This is a genomic window from Paracoccus sp. L-17, from assembly GCF_056857655.1.
The window spans coordinates 67,575-83,859 of sequence record NZ_JBSXNM010000046.1 but is presented as its reverse complement, the minus strand read 5'-3'; the positions used below and the strand labels follow the sequence as shown (position 1 = coordinate 83,859).

Genomic DNA, 16,285 nt, shown 5'->3' with positions numbered 1-16,285 from the left:
GCAACGGAGGGGCTTCATGTCTGCCATCATCGATATCTTCGCCCGCGAGATCCTGGACAGCCGCGGCAATCCGACCGTCGAGGTCGATGTGACGCTGGAGGACGGCACCATGGGCCGCGCCGCCGTGCCCTCGGGCGCATCGACCGGGGCGCATGAGGCGGTCGAGAAGCGCGACGGCGACAAGGCGCGCTACATGGGCAAGGGCGTGCTGGAGGCCGTGGCCGCCGTCAATGGCGAGATTGCCGAAAACCTGATCGGCGAGGACGCATCCGAACAACGCGCCATCGACGCGATGATGTGCGACCTGGACGGCACCCCCAACAAGGGCCGGCTGGGCGCGAATGCGATCCTGGGCGTCAGCCTGGCAGTGGCCAAGGTCGCGGCCGAGGATTCCATGCAGCCGCTGTATCGCTATGTCGGCGGCACCTCGGCGCGGATCCTGCCGGTGCCGATGATGAACATCATCAATGGCGGCGAACATGCCGATAACCCGATCGACATCCAGGAATTCATGATCATGCCGGTCAGCGCAAGCTCGATCCGGGATGCCGTGCGCATGGGATCAGAGATTTTTCACACGCTGAAGAAGGAATTGTCCGCGGCGGGCCTGTCCACGGGGATCGGCGACGAGGGCGGCTTTGCGCCGAACCTTTCCAGCACCCGCGATGCGCTGGATTTCATCCTGAAAGCGGTCGAGAAGGCCGGCTACAAGCCCGGCGACGACATCATGCTGGCGCTGGACTGCGCCTCGACCGAATATTTCAAGGGCGGCAAATACGAGATGAAGGGCGAGGGCAAGTCGCTGTCGCCGCAGGAAAACGTCGATTACCTCGCCGCCCTGTGCGACGCCTATCCGATCCTCTCGATCGAGGATGGCTGTTCCGAGGATGATTGGGACGGCTGGAAGCTGCTGACCGATCGCCTGGGCGAACGCGTGCAACTGGTCGGCGACGACCTGTTCGTGACCAATCCCGAACGGCTGGCCGAGGGCATCGAAAAGGGCTGCGCCAATTCGCTGCTGGTCAAGGTCAACCAGATCGGCACGCTGTCGGAAACGCTGGACGCCGTGCGCATGGCCGACCGCGCAGGCTATACCAGCGTCATGTCGCACCGTTCCGGCGAGACCGAGGACGCGACCATCGCCGATCTGGCCGTGGCCACCAATTGCGGCCAGATCAAGACCGGCAGCCTCGCCCGATCCGACCGGCTGGCGAAATACAACCAGTTGATCCGGATCGAAGAAATGCTGGGGGCGACGGCGGAATATGCCGGCCGCTCGATCCTGCGCTGACAGGCGCGGCACGGCCGCCCCGCCGCCCGTTTTCCGATGTCGCGGGCGGCGGCAGCAGCCTTGACGCAAGGGCAGTCGAAAATACCGGAAACATCATCCTCCTGCCCCCTCGACAGACGCCGATCCAGGGCTAAACTGCGGCGCCATGCAGGGCGGGAAAATCCCGGGGCGCAAGGCTCCACCCGTCCCAGCGGAGGAGAATGCATGAAAGAATCCAAGTCACTGGACCGCCGTTCCTTTCTGACGCGGGCCTCGGTCGGCGGGGCTGCGGCCGCCGCGGGCACTGCGCTGGCGGCACCCGCCATCGCGCAGGAAATGCCGACGATCAACTGGCGCCTCGCCTCGTCCTTTCCGAAGTCGCTGGACACGATCTATGGCGGCGCGGAAGAATTGTCGACACGGCTGAAAGAAGCCACGGACGGCAAGTTCACCATCCAGGTCTTTGCGGCCGGCGAGATCGTTCCCGGCCTTGACGCGATCAATGCAGCGACCGACGGCACCGTCGAATCCGCCCATTCGGTCGGCTATTACAACTGGGGCAAGGATCCGGCCTTCGCTTGCGGCGCCGAGTTGCCCTTCACCTTTTCCGCCCGGGCCAAGACGGCCTACCAGTATCAGGGCGGCGGGATCGAAAACTACAATGAGTTCCTTCAGAAATACGGGCTGATCGGCTTCCCGGGCGGCAATACCGGCGTCCAGTTCGGCGGCTGGTATCGAAAGGAAATCAAGACCCTGGCCGATCTTCAGGGGCTGAAGATGCGCATCGCCGGCCTGGCCGGGCGCGTGGTCGAGAAACTGGGCGTGGTGCCGCAGCAGATCGCCGGCGGCGACATCTATCCGTCGCTGGAGAAGGGCACGATCGACGCGGCCGAATGGGTCGGTCCCTATGACGACAGCAAGCTGGGTTTCCAGAAGGTCGCGCCGTATTATTACTATCCGGGCTACTGGGAGGGCGGGCCCACCGTCAGCTTCTTCTTCAACAAGGCCAAATGGGATGAATTGCCGGACGGCTACAAGTCTCTGGTGCGGACCTGCGCGCAGGCCACCGACCAGAACATGCTGGCGAAATACGACATGAAGAACCCGACCGCGCTGAAGGAACTGGTCGGTTCGGGCGCGCAGTTGCGGTCTTTCAGCGAGGAGATCCTGACGGCGGCGTTCGAGGCCGCGGGCGAGGTCTATGCCGAGATTTCGGCCGAGAACGAGTCCTTCAAGAAACAGTATGAGGCCATGCTGCAATTCCGCGATGACTGGTATCTCTATGCCCAGACCGCCGAATATACCTTTGACACCTTCATGATGATCCAGCAGCGCAACGGCAAGCTGGCCCCGCAGCAGGGCGGCTGATCCCGCCCTCGGATCGCGACTGAACGGCGCCGCCGCGGGGAAACCCGCGGCGGTTCTTCCGGCTCTGCCGCGCGCCTGCCCGCGACCATCGGCCGGGGCCGAAGCCGAAGCATCCCGCAAGGTGAACCCTTCGGTCCCGCCTCAGGCCTTGTCTCAGGCTTGCGGATCGCCCAGTCCCGTTTCGCGCAGATAGAGCCGAACCGCATCCGCGACATGGCGAAACCTGTCGCCGCCCAGTTGCTTGCCGCCATACCAGCGCGTAACCACCACGACATGGTTTTCCAGCCCGGCCCGGTCCAGCATCTGCAGGATCAGCGCCCCCGCGCCCGCCTCGCCATCGTCGTCCTTTACCGGTTCGCCATCCAGGATCGCGGCCCAGGTGTTATGGGTGGCCTTCGCAAATTTCTTCTGCCGTTTCAGACCGGCCAGCAGCGCCCGGACCTCGGCCCGGCTGGCCGCCCGCCCCCCCGAGACCGCGTATCGCGACCCGCGATCGACGATGATCCTGTCGAAAACCTGCATCCTCGTTTTCTTTCCGGTTGTCCCGCCCGGTCGCGGCGCACGCGCGCCTGCCCGACTAGACCGCACCCCTGCGCCGCACATAGAGTTCCAGCCGGTGATGCACGATGTCATATCCCATCTCGGCCGCGATCTCGGCCTGCAACCGCTCGATCCGGTCGCTGGTGAATTCGGTCACGGCCCCGGTCTCGACATCGATCATGTGATGGTGGTGGCGCAGGTCGGCGGCCTCCCACCGCGCCGGCTGATCTTGGAATTCCAGCTTCTCGATCACGCCCTGCGCCTGCAAACCGTTCAGCGTCCGATAGACCGTCGCCAGCGACACCGAAACCCCGGCCGCCGCGGCGCGCCGGTGCAATTCGGCCGCGTCCGGATGATCCTGGCTGGCCGCCAGCACGCGCAGCAGGGCGGCGCGCTGCCGTGTCACCCTGATGCCCGCGTCGCGCAAAGCGGCTTCCAGTTGTCTCGCGCGCCGATCGCCCATCTTCCGTTGATGCCGCATCGCGGATTCAGGTGCAACCGGTTCTCATCTTCCGGGGCCGCAGGACCGCCTGCACGCAATCGGGCCGCCTGACCCCTCTTTTCGCCGGCGCCGCGACATGGCAAAGCCGGGATCAGGAAGGAGACATCCGATGCTGCCCAAGCGATCCGACTTTCCGCCCGGTTTCCTTTTCGGGGCCGCCACCGCCGCCTATCAGATCGAGGGTTCGGCCTTCGGCGGGGCCGGACCGTCGCATTGGGACACCTTCGCGGCGACGCCGGGCAACGTCATCGACGGCAGCTGCGGTGCGCGGGCCTGCGATCACTACCACCTGTGGCAAACCGATCTCGACCTGATGCGGGATGCCGGCTTCGGGGCCTATCGCTTTTCCACATCCTGGGCGCGGGTGATGCCCGATGGCCGCGCGCCCAACCCGGAGGCGCTGGATTTCTATGATCGCCTGGTGGACGGGATGCTGGAACGCGGCCTGCAGCCCTTCGCGACGCTCTATCACTGGGATCTGCCCGCCGCGCTGGCCGACAAGGGCGGCTGGCGCAATCGCGACGTCGCCGGCTGGTTCACAGACTATGCGCGGCTGGTCCATGCCCGGCTGGGTGACCGGCTTGCCGCGACCGCCACCCTGAACGAGCCCTGGTGCATCGCCTGGCTGTCGCATTTCCTGGGCCACCACGCTCCGGGCCTGCGCGACATCCGCGCCGCCAGCCGCGCCATGCATCACGTTCTTCTGGCCCATGGCACGGCGTCCCGCGCGCTGCGGGCCGACGGCGCGGGCAATCTGGGCATCGTGCTGAACTTCGAGACCGCGCAGCCGCGCGACGACAGCGCCCAGGCCGCAGCCTCGGCCGCGACGCAGGACGCGATTTATAACCAATGGTTCATCCGCGCCGTCACCGGCCAGCCCTATCCCGAGGCTGCGATGGCCGGAATCGGCCCTCATCTGCCCGAGGGCTGGCAGCAGGACATGGATCTCGTCGCAGCGCCGCTGGACTGGCTGGGCGTCAATTACTACACCCGCAAGTTGCATGGTCACGCCCCGGGCCACTGGCCCAACAACGCGGACAGCGACGGGCCCCTGCCCAAGACGCAGATGGGCTGGGAAATCCGTCCCGAGGGATTGACCGAATTCCTGATCCGCCTGTCGCGCGACCATGTGGGGGATCTGCCGGTCTACGTCACCGAAAACGGCATGTCGCTGGCGGCCGGGCCGGACGTGACCGACGACATGCCGCGCGTGGCCTTTATCGGCGATCATCTGCGCGCCGCCCGCGCGGCGATGGATCAGGGCGTCAACCTGCGCGGTTTCTTCTACTGGTCGCTGCTGGACAATTATGAATGGGCCTTCGGCTATGGTCCCCGTTTCGGCCTTGTCCATGTCGACTACACGACCATGGCGCGCACGCCCAAGGCAAGCTGGCACGCCTTTCGCCGAATGCTGGGACCGGACCGCTAGGCCAGCCGCCGCCAGACAGGATGGTCGCCATGGAACCGCGCCAGCCGCGCCTTTTGCAGGCCGTCGCGATCCAGGCCCAGCCAGCGTCGTGCATTGTCGCCCATGATCGCGCGGGCGGGCGCACCGCCGCCGGTCAATTCCTCCGCGAAACTGCCGAGCCCGGCCAGATAGGCCGGATGGGCCGGCATCCGGGCGATCATCGACCAGTCGCTGCCGTATAGCATCCGTTCGCCCGCCAGCGGCTCGGCCTCGAACAGGTGCCGGGTCGTGGCCAGCGCGGCCGGCCGTGTGGCGGCGCCGGCCATTGCCTCGGTCCAGAAGCCGGTATCGAAGAACAGGTTCGGGAAATCGTCCAGCATCCCGATCAGTTCGGTCTCCCATTGCGGATTGCCGTGACCGCCGAAGCCGCCGAAATGCGCCAGGCTGACCCTCAGATCGGGGAATTCGCGCAAGGCAGGTGCCCAGAGCCAGGGTGCGGAATAGGCTGCGGTGCCCGGCCCGGCGCCCATACTGGCCGAGGCATGGGCCGCGATCGAGACATCATTGGCCTGGCACCAGCCATAAAGCCGGCGCAGTTCGCGATCGAGGGCCGCGCCGCCGCCGGCGGGCCGGGCGCGGGCATGGCCGAAACCGATGCCGGCATTCTCCAGCGGCTTGAAGCCCATCGGCGGATACAGTTTCACGCCGGCAAAGCCGTGTTCGGCGACGGCGCGACGAACCCGTTCATGGGCGACATCGCCCTCGATCGCAGCGCGAAGCGGGCAGAAGCCCACGAAATTCAGGATCAGCACATCGCTGCGGCGGGCCGAGATTTCCGCGAACAGCCGGATCAGCGCATCGGGATCGGATTGCTTCACCTCGCGTGCCTTCAGCCAGTAAGCCAGATCCAGCAGCTGATTGGCAAAGACCTGCACCTCGCCCGGACGGCCATAGAGATTGATCGCCTGCGCCACGATCCGTGCGCGGTCGCGCGTCATCAGTTCGGCCCATTGCATCATTCCCGCAAGCGTCTGTTTCAGCGGATCGCCAGCCTGATTGCGCGGATCATAAAGCCCTTCCGCGATCTGGCGTGCCTGACGGCGCGCGAGACCCGGCAGGGCCGTGCCGCCGGCGACGGGCGGGGCCGCCGCGGGACGGCTGGTCCGGGCCGCTGCCGGGGGCGCCTGCTCGATCACCGGCTGCGGCGGGATTGCGGGCTCGTCAAGACCGGCGGCGGCGGCGAGGTCGGCGAACAGCGCCTCGTCCTGGGCAAGCCTTTCGCGATCCGTCGCCGGCAGCAGTGCCATCGCCGCCGATGGCCCGGCCACGGCGGCCGTTTCGGCGCGATAGGCAGCCAGAAACCCGGCCAGCCGATCCACGCCCTCGTCGCGCATCCTGTCGGTCGAGGGCGTGGGCAGCCGGGCGGGCAGATCGGCCAGTTCATCTTCGGCGGTGCGGGTGGTGCTGGCCAGGAAGCTGACGATCAGCCGGATCAGCGGCGATTTCGTGACATCGGGCAGGCTGCCTCCGGATTCGGCGGTGAAATCGACCTGATCCAGCCAGCCCAGAACCGGAACATCCGCGCCGTTGAACAGATGCAGATGGGCGTCGATCGGGATCCCCGGCAGCGTCGTGACCGGCCCCGGCCGGATCACGCCCGAAATGCCGCAACCGGCCAGCGCGGTCGTGGACAGGACAAGGCGCAAAAGCTGTCGGCGGCTGGGCACGGGCATCTCGGCAAAGGCTGCTGGAGCCAGATTAGCATGGATCACAAGCGCGTGATACCGTGCATCATGGGGAAGGCAGGATCATCCGGGCGGCCTTTTCGGCGATCATCGTCACCGGGGCATGGGTATTGCCCGAGACGATCGTCGGCATGATCCCCGCATCGACCACCCGCAGACCGCCGATCCCGTGGACGCGCAGTTCCGGATCGACCACGGCCATCGGATCGGTGCCCATCTTCGTCGTACCGACCGGATGGAAGATGGTCGTTCCGACATCGCCGGCCGCGCGGATCAGGTCGGCATCGCTGGTCAGGTCCGGACCGGGCTTCAGTTCCTGCGGCTGGAAGGCGGACATGCGGGCGGTGGCCATCAGCCGCCGGGCATGGCGCAAGCTGTCGACGGCCACCTGCCGGTCGGCCGGGGCGGAAAGATAGCGCGGCGCGATGGCGGGCGCCGCCCCCGGATCGTTGCTGGTGACGTGAACCGCGCCCGCGCTTTCGGGCCTGAGATTGCAGACCGAGACGGTCAGCCCCGGAAAATCGTGCAGCGGCTCGCCAAAACGGTCCAGCGACAGCGGCTGCACATGATATTCGATATTCGCGGTCTCGAACGCCTCGGAGGATTTCGCGAAGATGCCCAACTGGCTGGGCGCCATCGACATCGGCCCGCTTCGCCGCAAGGCGTATTCCAACGCGATCCCGGCCTTGCCCAGCAGACCGCGCGCGCAGTCGTTCAGCGTCTTCGCGCCGCTGATCCGGAACACCATCCGCAATTGCAGATGGTCCTGAAGGTTCTCGCCCACGCCGGGCAGATCGTGGATCGGCGCGATTCCCAGACCCGCCAGCCGTCCGGCCTGACCGATGCCGCTGAGTTCCAGCAGCGCAGGCGAATTGATCGCGCCTGCCGCCAGAACGATCTCGGACCTGACCCGGGCAAGGCGCTGCCGGCCGCCCTGGGTGAAGATCACGCCCGCCGCGCGGCGGCCCGCGAAGGTCAGGCGCCGCACCTGGGCGTCGGTCTCGATCCGCAGGTTGGGCCGGCCCCGCACCGGGTCCAGAAACGCCTTGCGTGCGTTCCATCGCAGGCCGCGCCTCTGGGTGACGGGGAAATAACCCACGCCTTCGTTGTCGCCACGATTGAAATCCGCGCAGGCGGGCAGCCCCATCTCTTGCGCGGCCTCGGCCACGGCTTCCAGGATCGGCCATCGCAGCCGCTGCTGCGCGACCCGCATCTCGCCCCGGTCGCCGTGATGGTCGTCGGCGGGGCCGTAGTGACGTTCGCTGCGGCGAAAACAGGGCAACACGTCGTCCCAGCCCCAGCCGGGGTTGCCCGCCTGCCGCCAGCGGTCGTAATCGGTGGCCTGCCCGCGCATGTAGATCATGCCGTTGATCGAGGAACAGCCGCCCAGAACCCGACCGCGCGGATAGTTCAGGCGGCGGCCGTTCAGTCCCGGCTCGGGTTCGGTCCGGTAGCACCAGTCGAGACCCGGATTGCCCATCGCATGAAGATAGCCCATCGGCACATGGACCCAGAAGCGGTTGTCATGACCGCCCGCCTCCAGCAGCAGGACGCGGTTTCGCGGATTGGCGGACAGGCGGTTGGCCAGCACGCAGCCCGCAGATCCCGCGCCGATGACGATGAAATCGTAGTCGCCGAAATCCTGCATCCCCTCGTCCTTCCGCCGCAACGCTAGCGGCCGGCCGGCCAGCCGGCAAGCAAACCGCGAGGCCCGCGCGCGCAGCGGCGATTGCCCCCTTCACATCCCGGCCGGCCTGCGCTATAGGCCCGGCTCTGTCGCCATGCACCCTTGGAGGATGGCGGCGTCAACAACTGTTACAGGAATGGATATCATGGCCAAAGAGATCCCGGATCTGGTGGCCGAGGCACGCGCGGGGACAGGCAAGGGGGCCGCCCGCCAAGCTCGCCGCGAAGGCAAGGTGCCCGGCATCGTGTATGGAGACCACAAGGAACCGGTCGCCGTCGCGTTCGAATTCAACAATCTGCTGACCAAGCTGCGTGCCGGTCGCTTCATGTCCACGCTGTGGAACCTGAAGGTCGATGGTCAGGACGACGTGCGCGTCATCTGCCGCGCCGTGCAGAAGGACATCGTGAAGGATCTGCCGATCCATATCGACTTCATGCGCCTGCGCCGCACCTCGAAGGTGAACCTGTTCATCCCGGTCGAATTCGTCGGCCACGAGAACTGCCCCGGCCTGCGCAAGGGCGGCACGCTGGTGACGGTGCGCCCCGAGGTCGAACTGGTCGTGACCGCGGGTGATATCCCCGATCACATCACCGTCGATCTGTCGGGTCTGGAAGTCGGTGACGGCATCCATATCCACGATGTCACGCTGCCGGCCGGCGCGACGCCGACGATCGAACGCAACTTCGCCATCGCCAACATCGCCGCGCCGTCGGCACTGCGTTCCAGCGATGATGCGGACGAGAAAGCCGACGAGGCCGAAAGCACTGAAGAGACGGCCGAAGCCGAAGAATGATCGCCCGGCCTCTTTCGGGGCCCGGTTGATGCAGGGGGGCGGTGCCGCTGGCGCCGCCCTTTTCTTTTCGGCCATCCGCTGCTAGCAGATGCGCCATTCCGCCCGACCCAGAGGTGCCTCATGCAGCCCGTTCACATCATCGGCGCCGGCCTGGCCGGATCCGAGGCCGCCTGGCAGGCGGCCCGCGCCGGCGTGCCGGTGATCCTGCACGAGATGCGCCCCCGCGTCGCCACCTTCGCCCACAAGACCGGCGATTGCGCCGAGATGGTCTGTTCGAACAGCTTCCGGTCCGATGACGACGTGATGAATGCGGTGGGTCAGCTGCATTGGGAAATGCGCGCGGCCGGCGGGCTGATCATGGCCATGGCCGACCGCCACCGCCTGCCCGCCGGCGGCGCGCTGGCCGTGGACCGCGAGGCGTTCTCGCAAGCCGTCACCGCCGCGCTGCGCGCCGATCCGCTGATCGAGATCCGCGAGGACGAGATCACCGAACTGCCCCGGGACGGCAACTGGATCGTGGCAACCGGCCCGCTGACCTCGGAGGCGCTGGCGGGCGCCATCCGGGCCGTCACCGGGACCGAGGCGCTGGCCTTTTTCGACGCCATCGCCCCGATCGTGCACGCCGACACGATCGACATGTCCGTGGCCTGGGAACAGAGCCGCTATGACAAGGGCGAAACCGAGGCCGAGCGTCGCGCCTATATCAATTGCCCGATGACCCGGCCGGAATACGAAGCCTTCATCGACGCGCTGCTGGCCGCCGAGAAGACCGAATTCCACGAGGGTGAAACGGCCGGCTATTTCGACGGCTGCCTGCCGATCGAGGTGATGGCCGAACGCGGACGCGAAACCCTGCGCCATGGCCCGATGAAGCCCGTGGGACTGACGAATGCGCACAAGCCGCAGGAAAAGGCTTATGCGGTCGTCCAGCTTCGTCGTGATAACGCATTGGGAACGCTTTATAATATCGTCGGCTTTCAGACCAAGATGAAATACGGCGAACAGACCCGGGTCTTGCGCATGATCCCCGGCCTCGAAAATGCCGGTTTCGCGAGGCTGGGCGGAATCCACCGCAATTCCTTTCTCAATTCGCCCACGCTGCTGGACGACCGGATGCGCCTGCGGACACGCCCGAACCTGCGTTTTGCCGGACAGGTCACCGGCGTCGAAGGCTATGTCGAAAGTGCCGCGATGGGCCTGCTGGCCGGCCGCATGGCCGCCGCCCGCGCGCGGGACGCGGATCTGGCGCCGCCGCCCTTCACCACCGCGATGGGCGCGCTGGTCAACCACATCACCGGCGGCGCCGAGGCCAGGACCTTCCAGCCGATGAACGTCAATTTCGGCCTGTTCCCGCCGCTGGACGAGGCACGCGGAGGCCGCAAGGGGCGCAAGGACCGCTACCCGGCCTATACGCAGCGCGCCAAGGATGATTTCCGGGCATGGCTGGCGACGCAGTAACCCGCTTTGCCCCCTCGCCCACCGGCCTGCTGCATCTGGGCCACGCCTATGCGGCCCTGATCGCCGCCCGCGAGGCGGGAACCGGCCGCTTCCTTTTGCGGATCGAGGATATCGACCGCGACCGCTGCAAGACGGAATACGAAACCGCGATCTTCGACGATCTGGCCTGGCTGGGCCTGGACTGGCCGCGACCGGTGATGCGTCAATCCGACCGGATGCCGGCCTACCGGGCCGCCTTGATCCGCCTTGCGCCGTTCTGCTATCCCTGCCGCTGCCGGCGCGGCGACATCCGCGCGGCCCTGTCGGCCCCACAGGAAGGCGCGCTGCCCGCGGGCCCCGACGGGCTGATCTATCCCGGCACCTGCCGGCACCGCGCGATGGCCGGGGCCGGGTCCGGCGACGTCATCCGCCTGGACGCGGCGCGCGCCTTCGAGGCATTGGCGACCGACCGGATCGCCTTTCGTGACGAGGTGGTCCTTCCCGGCACGGACCACGATTTGTCGAAAGAGGACTTCGCGGCCCGGATCGGCGACGTGATCCTGTCCCGGCGCGGCATGGGCACATCGTATCACCTGGCCGTGGTGCTGGATGATGCGGCGCAGGGCATCACCAAGGTTACGCGCGGCAAGGATCTGTTCGAATCGACATGGATCCACGTGCTGCTGCAACGCCTGCTGGATCTGCCGACGCCGCTCTATCATCACCACCGGCTGATCCGCGACGACGGGGGCAGACGCCTGGCCAAGCGCGACGATGCCCGCGCCATCCGCCATTACCGCGACGAGGGCGCCACCCCCGATGACATCCGCCGCCTGCTGGACCTTTGAACGGTCCCGGTCGTGACGCGGGACCAGGATTTCGCTGCAATGACGGGGCGGCGGCGTGCGCCGCTAGGCCTTCAGTGGCGCCATGATCTCGACCTCGTCGCCCTCGCGCAGCGCCGTGTAGAAACAACTGCGCCGGTCGGTGTGACAGGCCGGTCCGGTCTGTTCGACAAGCGCCAGCAGGCAATCGCGGTCGCAATCCACCCGCAGCTCGACCAGCATCTGCACATGACCCGACGTGTCGCCCTTGGCCCAGAACGCGGCGCGCGAGCGCGACCAGTAGGTCATGCGCCCCGTGTCCAGCGTCCGCGCAAGGGATCGGGCGTTCATCCAGGCCATCATCAGCACCTCGCCATTGGCGTGATCCTGCGCGATGCAGGGGATCAGCCCATCGGCATCGTATTTTAGGCTGGCCGGATCGAACATCGGGTTTCCTTTCGCGACAACGCTTCCTATCTAGGTCGGACACCCGCCGGGGGGAAGGACGAATGGCCGACAGCGACCTGATGCAGCTTTATTCGCGCCGTATTCTGGCGCTGACCACCGCGATTCCGCATCAGGGAAAGCTGCGTCAGCCGGATGCCAGCGCCATGCGCCGTTCGCCGCAATGCGGATCCTCGGTGACGGTACACGTGGCGGTAAGCGACGGCCGCATCGCCGATTTCGCGCAGGAGGTGCGGGCCTGCGCGCTTGGCCAGGCCTCGGCCTCGGTGCTGGGTCAGGCGGTGATCGGTCGCGACCGGGCCGAGATCGCGGCCACGCGCGACCAGCTTCGCGCCATGCTGAAAGAGGATGCGCCGCCCCCCTCGGCGCCTTTCGCGGATCTCGAGGCATTGCTGCCCGCGCGCGATTTTCCCAACCGCCACGCCTCGATCCTGCTGGCATGGGAGGCGACACTGGACGCCATGGATCAGGCGCTGGCCGACGTCTGAACGGACCCCGCCGGGGGACGCGCCCCTCGCGGAACCGTTCCGGCTTTTTTCGACGGCGAGTCCGATCGCGATTTCAGCGCGGACCGGTGCGTCGTCAGTTCCGGTCCACGCCGTAATAGTCGCGATACCATTCGACATAGCGGGCGGTGCCCTCGGCAATGTCGGTTCGTGGCGCGTCCCCTGTCAGCGCGCGCAACAATTCGGCGTCGGCCCAGGTGGCGGGCACGTCGCCCTGTTGCATCGGCTGCATGTCCAGCCGGGCCTTTCGTCCGGCGGCATCTTCCAGCGCGGCGATGAAGTCCATCAGCTCGACAGGCTGGCCATTGCCGATATTGACCACCCGCCATGGCGCGACCGGCGACAGGCTGTCGCCCTCGCAGACCGGATCGTCGCCGCGTCCCGGCGGACAATCCATCAGCCGCCGAATCCCGCGGACCAGATCCGCGACGTAGGTAAAGTCGCGCCGCATCCGGCCATGATTGAAGACCCGGATCGGCCGATCCTCGAACAGCGCCGAGGTGAACAGATGCGGGGCCATGTCGGGCCGGCCCCAGGGGCCGTAGACCGTGAAGAAGCGGAACATCGTGATCGCCAGCCCGTGAATATGGGCGTGCGAGTGGGCCATCGTCTCGTTCGCCTTCTTGGTCGCGGCATAGAAGGACAGCGGATGGTCCACCTGGTCGGTTTCTCGATAGGGCATCCTCTGGTTCGCACCATAGACCGAACTGCTGGAAGCCATCAGCAGATGCACCGGCGGCTGCAGCCGCGCCGCCTCCAGGACCTCGAAGGTGCCGGCCAGATTGGCCTCGGCATAGGCGCGGGGATTGTCGATGGAATGGCGAACGCCCGCCTGGGCCGCAAGATGGACGACGATATCGGGCCGATGGGTGCGGAACAGATCGGCCAGCAGGCCCGGCTGCTCGACCTTGCCGCGCACCGCGACGTAGCCGGGCCGTTCGCTCAGCACCGCTTCGCGCGCGGCTTTCAGGCGCGGATCGTAATAATCGTTGTGGCTGTCGAGGCCGACGACCTCGGCGCCTTCGTCCAGAAGCAGGCAGGCGAGGTGAAAGCCGATGAAACCTGCCGCGCCGGTAACGAGAACTTTCACCGCATGGCCTCCGTCATCAGGGGGGAAACAGGGTCCGCCGCCGCCTCGGGCCCCGGACCGGCGATTCCCGGAGACCCGGCTTGCAGGCGATGCGCCACCGGCAGCTTGCGGCGGCGAATCAGCCATGCCGCCCCCAGCAGATCGACCGCCCCGACCAGGGCGCGCTGAAGATTGCCGTATTTCGACCGGCCGCTGCGTCGTTCGGCATGGGTGACGGGCACCACCACGACCTCCCATCCCTCGCGGCGGACCATGGCGGGCATGAAGCGGTGGATGTGGTCGAAAAAGGGCAGGTCCATATAGACCTTGCGCGGAAAGGCCTTCAGGCCGCAGCCGCTGTCGCTGACCCCGTCTCGCAGCAGGCCGCCCCGGATCCGGTTCGCCGCATGCGAGGCCCATCGTTTCGACCAGGTGTCGCGCCGGTCCACCCGCTGGCCCTGGACCAGACCGATGCGCCCCCGCGCCGGATCCGTCAGCAGCGGCGCCAGCAGGCCCGGCAGGTTCGCGGGCGGGTTCTGACCATCCGCGTCCAGCGTTGCGACAAGGCTGCCGCTGGCGGCCAGGACGCCGGTCCGGATCGCCGCGGACTGGCCGCAGGGGCGATCATGGCACATCACCAGCAATTGCGGCATACGACCGGCCAGTTCCCGCAGCACCGCCCGCGTGTTGTCGGTCGAGGCATCATCCACCACCACGACCTCGTGGGGGGTGCCGGCCATCACCTCGGCGATCCCGGTCACGACCTGGGTGATGCTGCCCGCCTCGTCCCGGGCGGGCAGGATGATGGATACCAGTGCGCTCATCGAACAGCCTTGTCGGGCCGGAACAGCGTATAGGTATCGCTGCGATAGGGGAAGCGCGCGACCGGCCGGGTTCCCGGCGGCGGCACCGGATCGAGGCTCAGAAGAATGCCGTCGGGATGGCCGGCAATCCAGTCGGCCGCGGCCTGCGGATCGGTGACCTGCGCGACGGGTTGGCGCAGTCTGGCGGCAAAGTTGAACTGGGCGTGATAGCGCCCGTCGGTAATCGCGATACCGGTCGCGTCATAGGGCTGGATCGCGCGGGCGATGGCGTTGACGTCATACCGCGCGAACAGCAGCGGCTGGGCCGCGAAATGCAGCCCCAGCATGGCCGATAGCGGCAGGGCCGCCAGCGCCACCAGCCCGGCCCGCAGGCGCAGGAACCCCGCGATGCCGATGGCGGCGACGACCAGCCCCAGCCCCGCCGCCCAAAGCGGAATCCGGAAGGGCAAGGCCCGCAGCGCGGGCAACTGACCCGACGCCGCCACGACGATCAGCAGCATCAGCGCGAAGACCGGCAGCGCCTGCCACAGATCGCGCGGCCGACGTGGCGCGAAAGACCCCGCCCCCGACAGAAGCAGCGCAAGCGCGGGCAGTTCCGGCAGCAGATAATGCGTCTGCTTGCCGCTGATCAGGGAAAACGCCAGCAGCGTGCCAATGAACCAGATCGACAGGAATCGACCCGGCGCGCTTCCGGTCAGCGCCGATGGACGCAGCGCCCGCAATCCCGGCAGCGTCCAGCCGAAGGGCCACAGGAACAGGGGCAGCATGGCCAGGAAGAACCAGAACGGCCGCTGGTGCGCAAAGGACGACACCACCCGCCCCGCGCTCTGCCGCCACAGGACCTCGGTTCGGTATTCCTCGCCGCCCAGGATCAGCGCCGGCACCAACCACAGCGCCACAAGCGCAAGCGCCGTCAGGATCGACAGCCCGACACCGCGATACCAGCGCCAGGCCGGCAGTTCCCGCCCGGCCCAGAGCGGCGCGGTCAGCGCGACCGGCAGGACATGGATCAGGATCACCGGTCCCTTGGCATAGACCCCAAGCGCAATGGCCGCGCCGAGCGCGAGGAACGGGGTCCAGCGGTCCGGCCTTCGCCATGCCCAAAGCATCGCCAGCATCGCCCACAGCGTCGCCACCGTCAGAATCGAATCGAACATCGTGGTCGAGCCGAACAGCAGAAACACCGGCGAGACCGCCAGGATCAGCGCCGCCCGGGCCGCCCGCGCCGGATCTCCGGGCCACAGGCGCCGTGCCAGCAGCCCGGTCAGCGCCACCGCCGCCACCGCGAAGGCCGGCGCGACCAGCCGCGCGCCCAGCGTCGAGACACCGCCCATCAGCCAGACCAGATCGATCAGCCAGAACAGCAGCGGCGGCTTCTGCGCATAGAGCGCCCCGTTCAGATGCGGCACCAGCGCCGATCCGCCCTGATACATCTCCCAGGCGGCGGCGACGTAGCGCGTCTCGTCGATCGGCGTCAGCGGGCGCAGCAGGATCAGCGTCAGCACCGTCAGCGCGAACAGCAGCGTCGCGGACCAGATGGAAGGTCTCATGCACCGGCCTCGGCGAGGCTGCGGACATGGCGGCGGATCAGGATCAGGTTGCGGGTATAGACGAACAGCCCCATGCCCTGCCCGAGAATGAAGACAGGATCGCGCCGCCACAGCGCATAGGCCAGCAGCGTGGCACCGCCGCACAGCGACAGCCACCAGAAGGCCACGGGGATGATGCTTTGCCGCTTGCGCTCGCTGGCCAGCCACTGGACCAGGAAGCGTGCCGAAAACAGCGCCTGCCCCAGCAGCCCCACGGCAAGCCAGATCATGTTGACGTTCAGTTGCAAAATGAATTCC

Annotated in this window: 16 protein-coding genes; 7 read left to right on the top strand and 9 right to left on the bottom strand. The window is 67.2% G+C overall.

Features of this window, described 5'->3' with window-relative positions:
• Positions 1 to 16: 16 nt before the first annotated feature.
• Entirely contained in the window at positions 17 to 1,291 is a 1,275-nt protein-coding gene (gene eno, locus AC13CR_RS17275; RefSeq protein ID WP_292955295.1) for a phosphopyruvate hydratase, read from the top strand.
• Between the two features lie 222 nt (positions 1,292 to 1,513).
• The gene (locus AC13CR_RS17270) at positions 1,514 to 2,638 is read left to right on the top strand and encodes a TRAP transporter substrate-binding protein (protein ID WP_292955611.1); all 1,125 of its coding nucleotides are present in this window, start codon (positions 1,514 to 1,516) and stop codon (positions 2,636 to 2,638) included.
• A gap of 153 nt (positions 2,639 to 2,791) precedes the next feature.
• Here AC13CR_RS17270 and AC13CR_RS17265 read toward each other — a convergent pair whose 3' ends face one another.
• Both AC13CR_RS17265 and AC13CR_RS17260 read right to left on the bottom strand, forming a co-directional pair.
• Positions 2,792 to 3,160, bottom strand: a complete 369-nt coding sequence (locus AC13CR_RS17265) for a YigZ family protein (RefSeq protein ID WP_292955292.1) — start codon at positions 3,158 to 3,160, stop codon at positions 2,792 to 2,794.
• Positions 3,161 to 3,215: 55 nt separating this feature from the next.
• Positions 3,216 to 3,641: a Fur family transcriptional regulator gene (locus AC13CR_RS17260; RefSeq protein WP_292955289.1), complete on the bottom strand. Its 426-nt coding sequence runs from the start codon at positions 3,639 to 3,641 to the stop codon at positions 3,216 to 3,218.
• A gap of 148 nt (positions 3,642 to 3,789) precedes the next feature.
• Here AC13CR_RS17260 and AC13CR_RS17255 point away from each other — a divergent pair, with 148 nt between their 5' ends.
• On the top strand, positions 3,790 to 5,109 hold the full coding sequence (locus AC13CR_RS17255; protein ID WP_292955286.1) for a GH1 family beta-glucosidase: 1,320 nt from the start codon (positions 3,790 to 3,792) through the stop codon (positions 5,107 to 5,109).
• Here AC13CR_RS17255 and AC13CR_RS17250 read toward each other — a convergent pair.
• Both AC13CR_RS17250 and AC13CR_RS17245 read right to left on the bottom strand, forming a co-directional pair.
• On the bottom strand, positions 5,106 to 6,821 hold the full coding sequence (locus AC13CR_RS17250) for an amidohydrolase family protein (RefSeq protein ID WP_292978342.1): 1,716 nt from the start codon (positions 6,819 to 6,821) through the stop codon (positions 5,106 to 5,108). The two genes, AC13CR_RS17255 and AC13CR_RS17250, sit on opposite strands and share 4 nt — an antisense overlap.
• Before the next feature lie 58 nt (positions 6,822 to 6,879).
• A complete protein-coding gene (locus AC13CR_RS17245) occupies positions 6,880 to 8,481 on the bottom strand; it encodes a GMC family oxidoreductase (RefSeq protein WP_292978344.1) in 1,602 nt (533 codons plus the stop codon).
• Between the two features lie 184 nt (positions 8,482 to 8,665).
• Between AC13CR_RS17245 and AC13CR_RS17240 the strand changes: the two genes are divergently transcribed.
• From AC13CR_RS17240 to gluQRS, 3 genes are all read left to right on the top strand, one after another.
• Positions 8,666 to 9,313, top strand: a complete 648-nt coding sequence (locus tag AC13CR_RS17240; RefSeq protein ID WP_292955277.1) for a 50S ribosomal protein L25/general stress protein Ctc — start codon at positions 8,666 to 8,668, stop codon at positions 9,311 to 9,313.
• Positions 9,314 to 9,433: 120 nt separating this feature from the next.
• On the top strand, positions 9,434 to 10,771 hold the full coding sequence (trmFO, locus tag AC13CR_RS17235) for a methylenetetrahydrofolate--tRNA-(uracil(54)-C(5))-methyltransferase (FADH(2)-oxidizing) TrmFO (RefSeq protein ID WP_482900918.1): 1,338 nt from the start codon (positions 9,434 to 9,436) through the stop codon (positions 10,769 to 10,771).
• Positions 10,753 to 11,598 (top strand): tRNA glutamyl-Q(34) synthetase GluQRS, encoded by an 846-nt coding sequence (gene gluQRS / locus AC13CR_RS17230; protein WP_292955271.1) that lies wholly within the window; start codon positions 10,753 to 10,755, stop codon positions 11,596 to 11,598. The genes trmFO and gluQRS overlap by 19 nt, the downstream gene beginning before the upstream one ends.
• A gap of 63 nt (positions 11,599 to 11,661) precedes the next feature.
• Here the strand turns inward: gluQRS and hisI are convergent, their stop codons facing one another.
• Positions 11,662 to 12,021 (bottom strand): phosphoribosyl-AMP cyclohydrolase, encoded by a 360-nt coding sequence (gene hisI / locus AC13CR_RS17225; RefSeq protein ID WP_335661433.1) that lies wholly within the window; start codon positions 12,019 to 12,021, stop codon positions 11,662 to 11,664.
• A gap of 62 nt (positions 12,022 to 12,083) precedes the next feature.
• Here hisI and AC13CR_RS17220 point away from each other — a divergent pair, with 62 nt between their 5' ends.
• Positions 12,084 to 12,527: an iron-sulfur cluster assembly scaffold protein gene (locus AC13CR_RS17220; RefSeq protein ID WP_482900917.1), complete on the top strand. Its 444-nt coding sequence runs from the start codon at positions 12,084 to 12,086 to the stop codon at positions 12,525 to 12,527.
• Between the two features lie 94 nt (positions 12,528 to 12,621).
• Here AC13CR_RS17220 and AC13CR_RS17215 read toward each other — a convergent pair whose 3' ends face one another.
• Genes AC13CR_RS17215 through AC13CR_RS17200 form a run of 4 tightly spaced genes read right to left on the bottom strand, consistent with a single transcriptional unit; the run spans position 12,622 to position 16,275 of the window.
• The gene (locus AC13CR_RS17215) at positions 12,622 to 13,635 is read right to left on the bottom strand and encodes an NAD-dependent epimerase/dehydratase family protein (RefSeq protein ID WP_292955262.1); all 1,014 of its coding nucleotides are present in this window, start codon (positions 13,633 to 13,635) and stop codon (positions 12,622 to 12,624) included.
• Positions 13,632 to 14,438, bottom strand: coding sequence for a glycosyltransferase family 2 protein (locus tag AC13CR_RS17210; RefSeq protein WP_292978604.1), 807 nt, complete (start codon positions 14,436 to 14,438; stop codon positions 13,632 to 13,634). The genes AC13CR_RS17215 and AC13CR_RS17210 overlap by 4 nt, the downstream gene beginning before the upstream one ends.
• Complete coding sequence (locus AC13CR_RS17205; protein ID WP_292978606.1) at positions 14,435 to 15,988, bottom strand: glycosyltransferase family 39 protein; 1,554 nt, start codon at positions 15,986 to 15,988, stop codon at positions 14,435 to 14,437. The genes AC13CR_RS17210 and AC13CR_RS17205 overlap by 4 nt, the downstream gene beginning before the upstream one ends.
• Positions 15,985 to 16,275, bottom strand: coding sequence for a lipid-A-disaccharide synthase N-terminal domain-containing protein (locus AC13CR_RS17200; protein WP_414692158.1), 291 nt, complete (start codon positions 16,273 to 16,275; stop codon positions 15,985 to 15,987). The genes AC13CR_RS17205 and AC13CR_RS17200 overlap by 4 nt, the downstream gene beginning before the upstream one ends.
• Between the last annotated feature and the right edge of the window lie 10 nt (positions 16,276 to 16,285).

Coding starts and splice junctions, on each gene's coding strand:
- AC13CR_RS17255 (WP_292955286.1), top strand. CDS start 3,790: ATGCTGCCCAAGCGATCCGACTTTCCGCCCGGTTTCCTTTTCGGGGCC.
- hisI (WP_335661433.1), bottom strand. CDS start 12,021: ATGTTCGATCCGGCCAGCCTAAAATACGATGCCGATGGGCTGATCCCC.
- AC13CR_RS17205 (WP_292978606.1), bottom strand. CDS start 15,988: ATGAGACCTTCCATCTGGTCCGCGACGCTGCTGTTCGCGCTGACGGTG.
- AC13CR_RS17210 (WP_292978604.1), bottom strand. CDS start 14,438: ATGAGCGCACTGGTATCCATCATCCTGCCCGCCCGGGACGAGGCGGGC.
- AC13CR_RS17250 (WP_292978342.1), bottom strand. CDS start 6,821: ATGCCCGTGCCCAGCCGCCGACAGCTTTTGCGCCTTGTCCTGTCCACG.
- trmFO (WP_482900918.1), top strand. CDS start 9,434: ATGCAGCCCGTTCACATCATCGGCGCCGGCCTGGCCGGATCCGAGGCC.
- AC13CR_RS17220 (WP_482900917.1), top strand. CDS start 12,084: ATGGCCGACAGCGACCTGATGCAGCTTTATTCGCGCCGTATTCTGGCG.
- AC13CR_RS17240 (WP_292955277.1), top strand. CDS start 8,666: ATGGCCAAAGAGATCCCGGATCTGGTGGCCGAGGCACGCGCGGGGACA.
- gluQRS (WP_292955271.1), top strand. CDS start 10,753: ATGGCTGGCGACGCAGTAACCCGCTTTGCCCCCTCGCCCACCGGCCTG.
- AC13CR_RS17245 (WP_292978344.1), bottom strand. CDS start 8,481: ATGCAGGATTTCGGCGACTACGATTTCATCGTCATCGGCGCGGGATCT.
- AC13CR_RS17260 (WP_292955289.1), bottom strand. CDS start 3,641: ATGGGCGATCGGCGCGCGAGACAACTGGAAGCCGCTTTGCGCGACGCG.
- AC13CR_RS17265 (WP_292955292.1), bottom strand. CDS start 3,160: ATGCAGGTTTTCGACAGGATCATCGTCGATCGCGGGTCGCGATACGCG.
- eno (WP_292955295.1), top strand. CDS start 17: ATGTCTGCCATCATCGATATCTTCGCCCGCGAGATCCTGGACAGCCGC.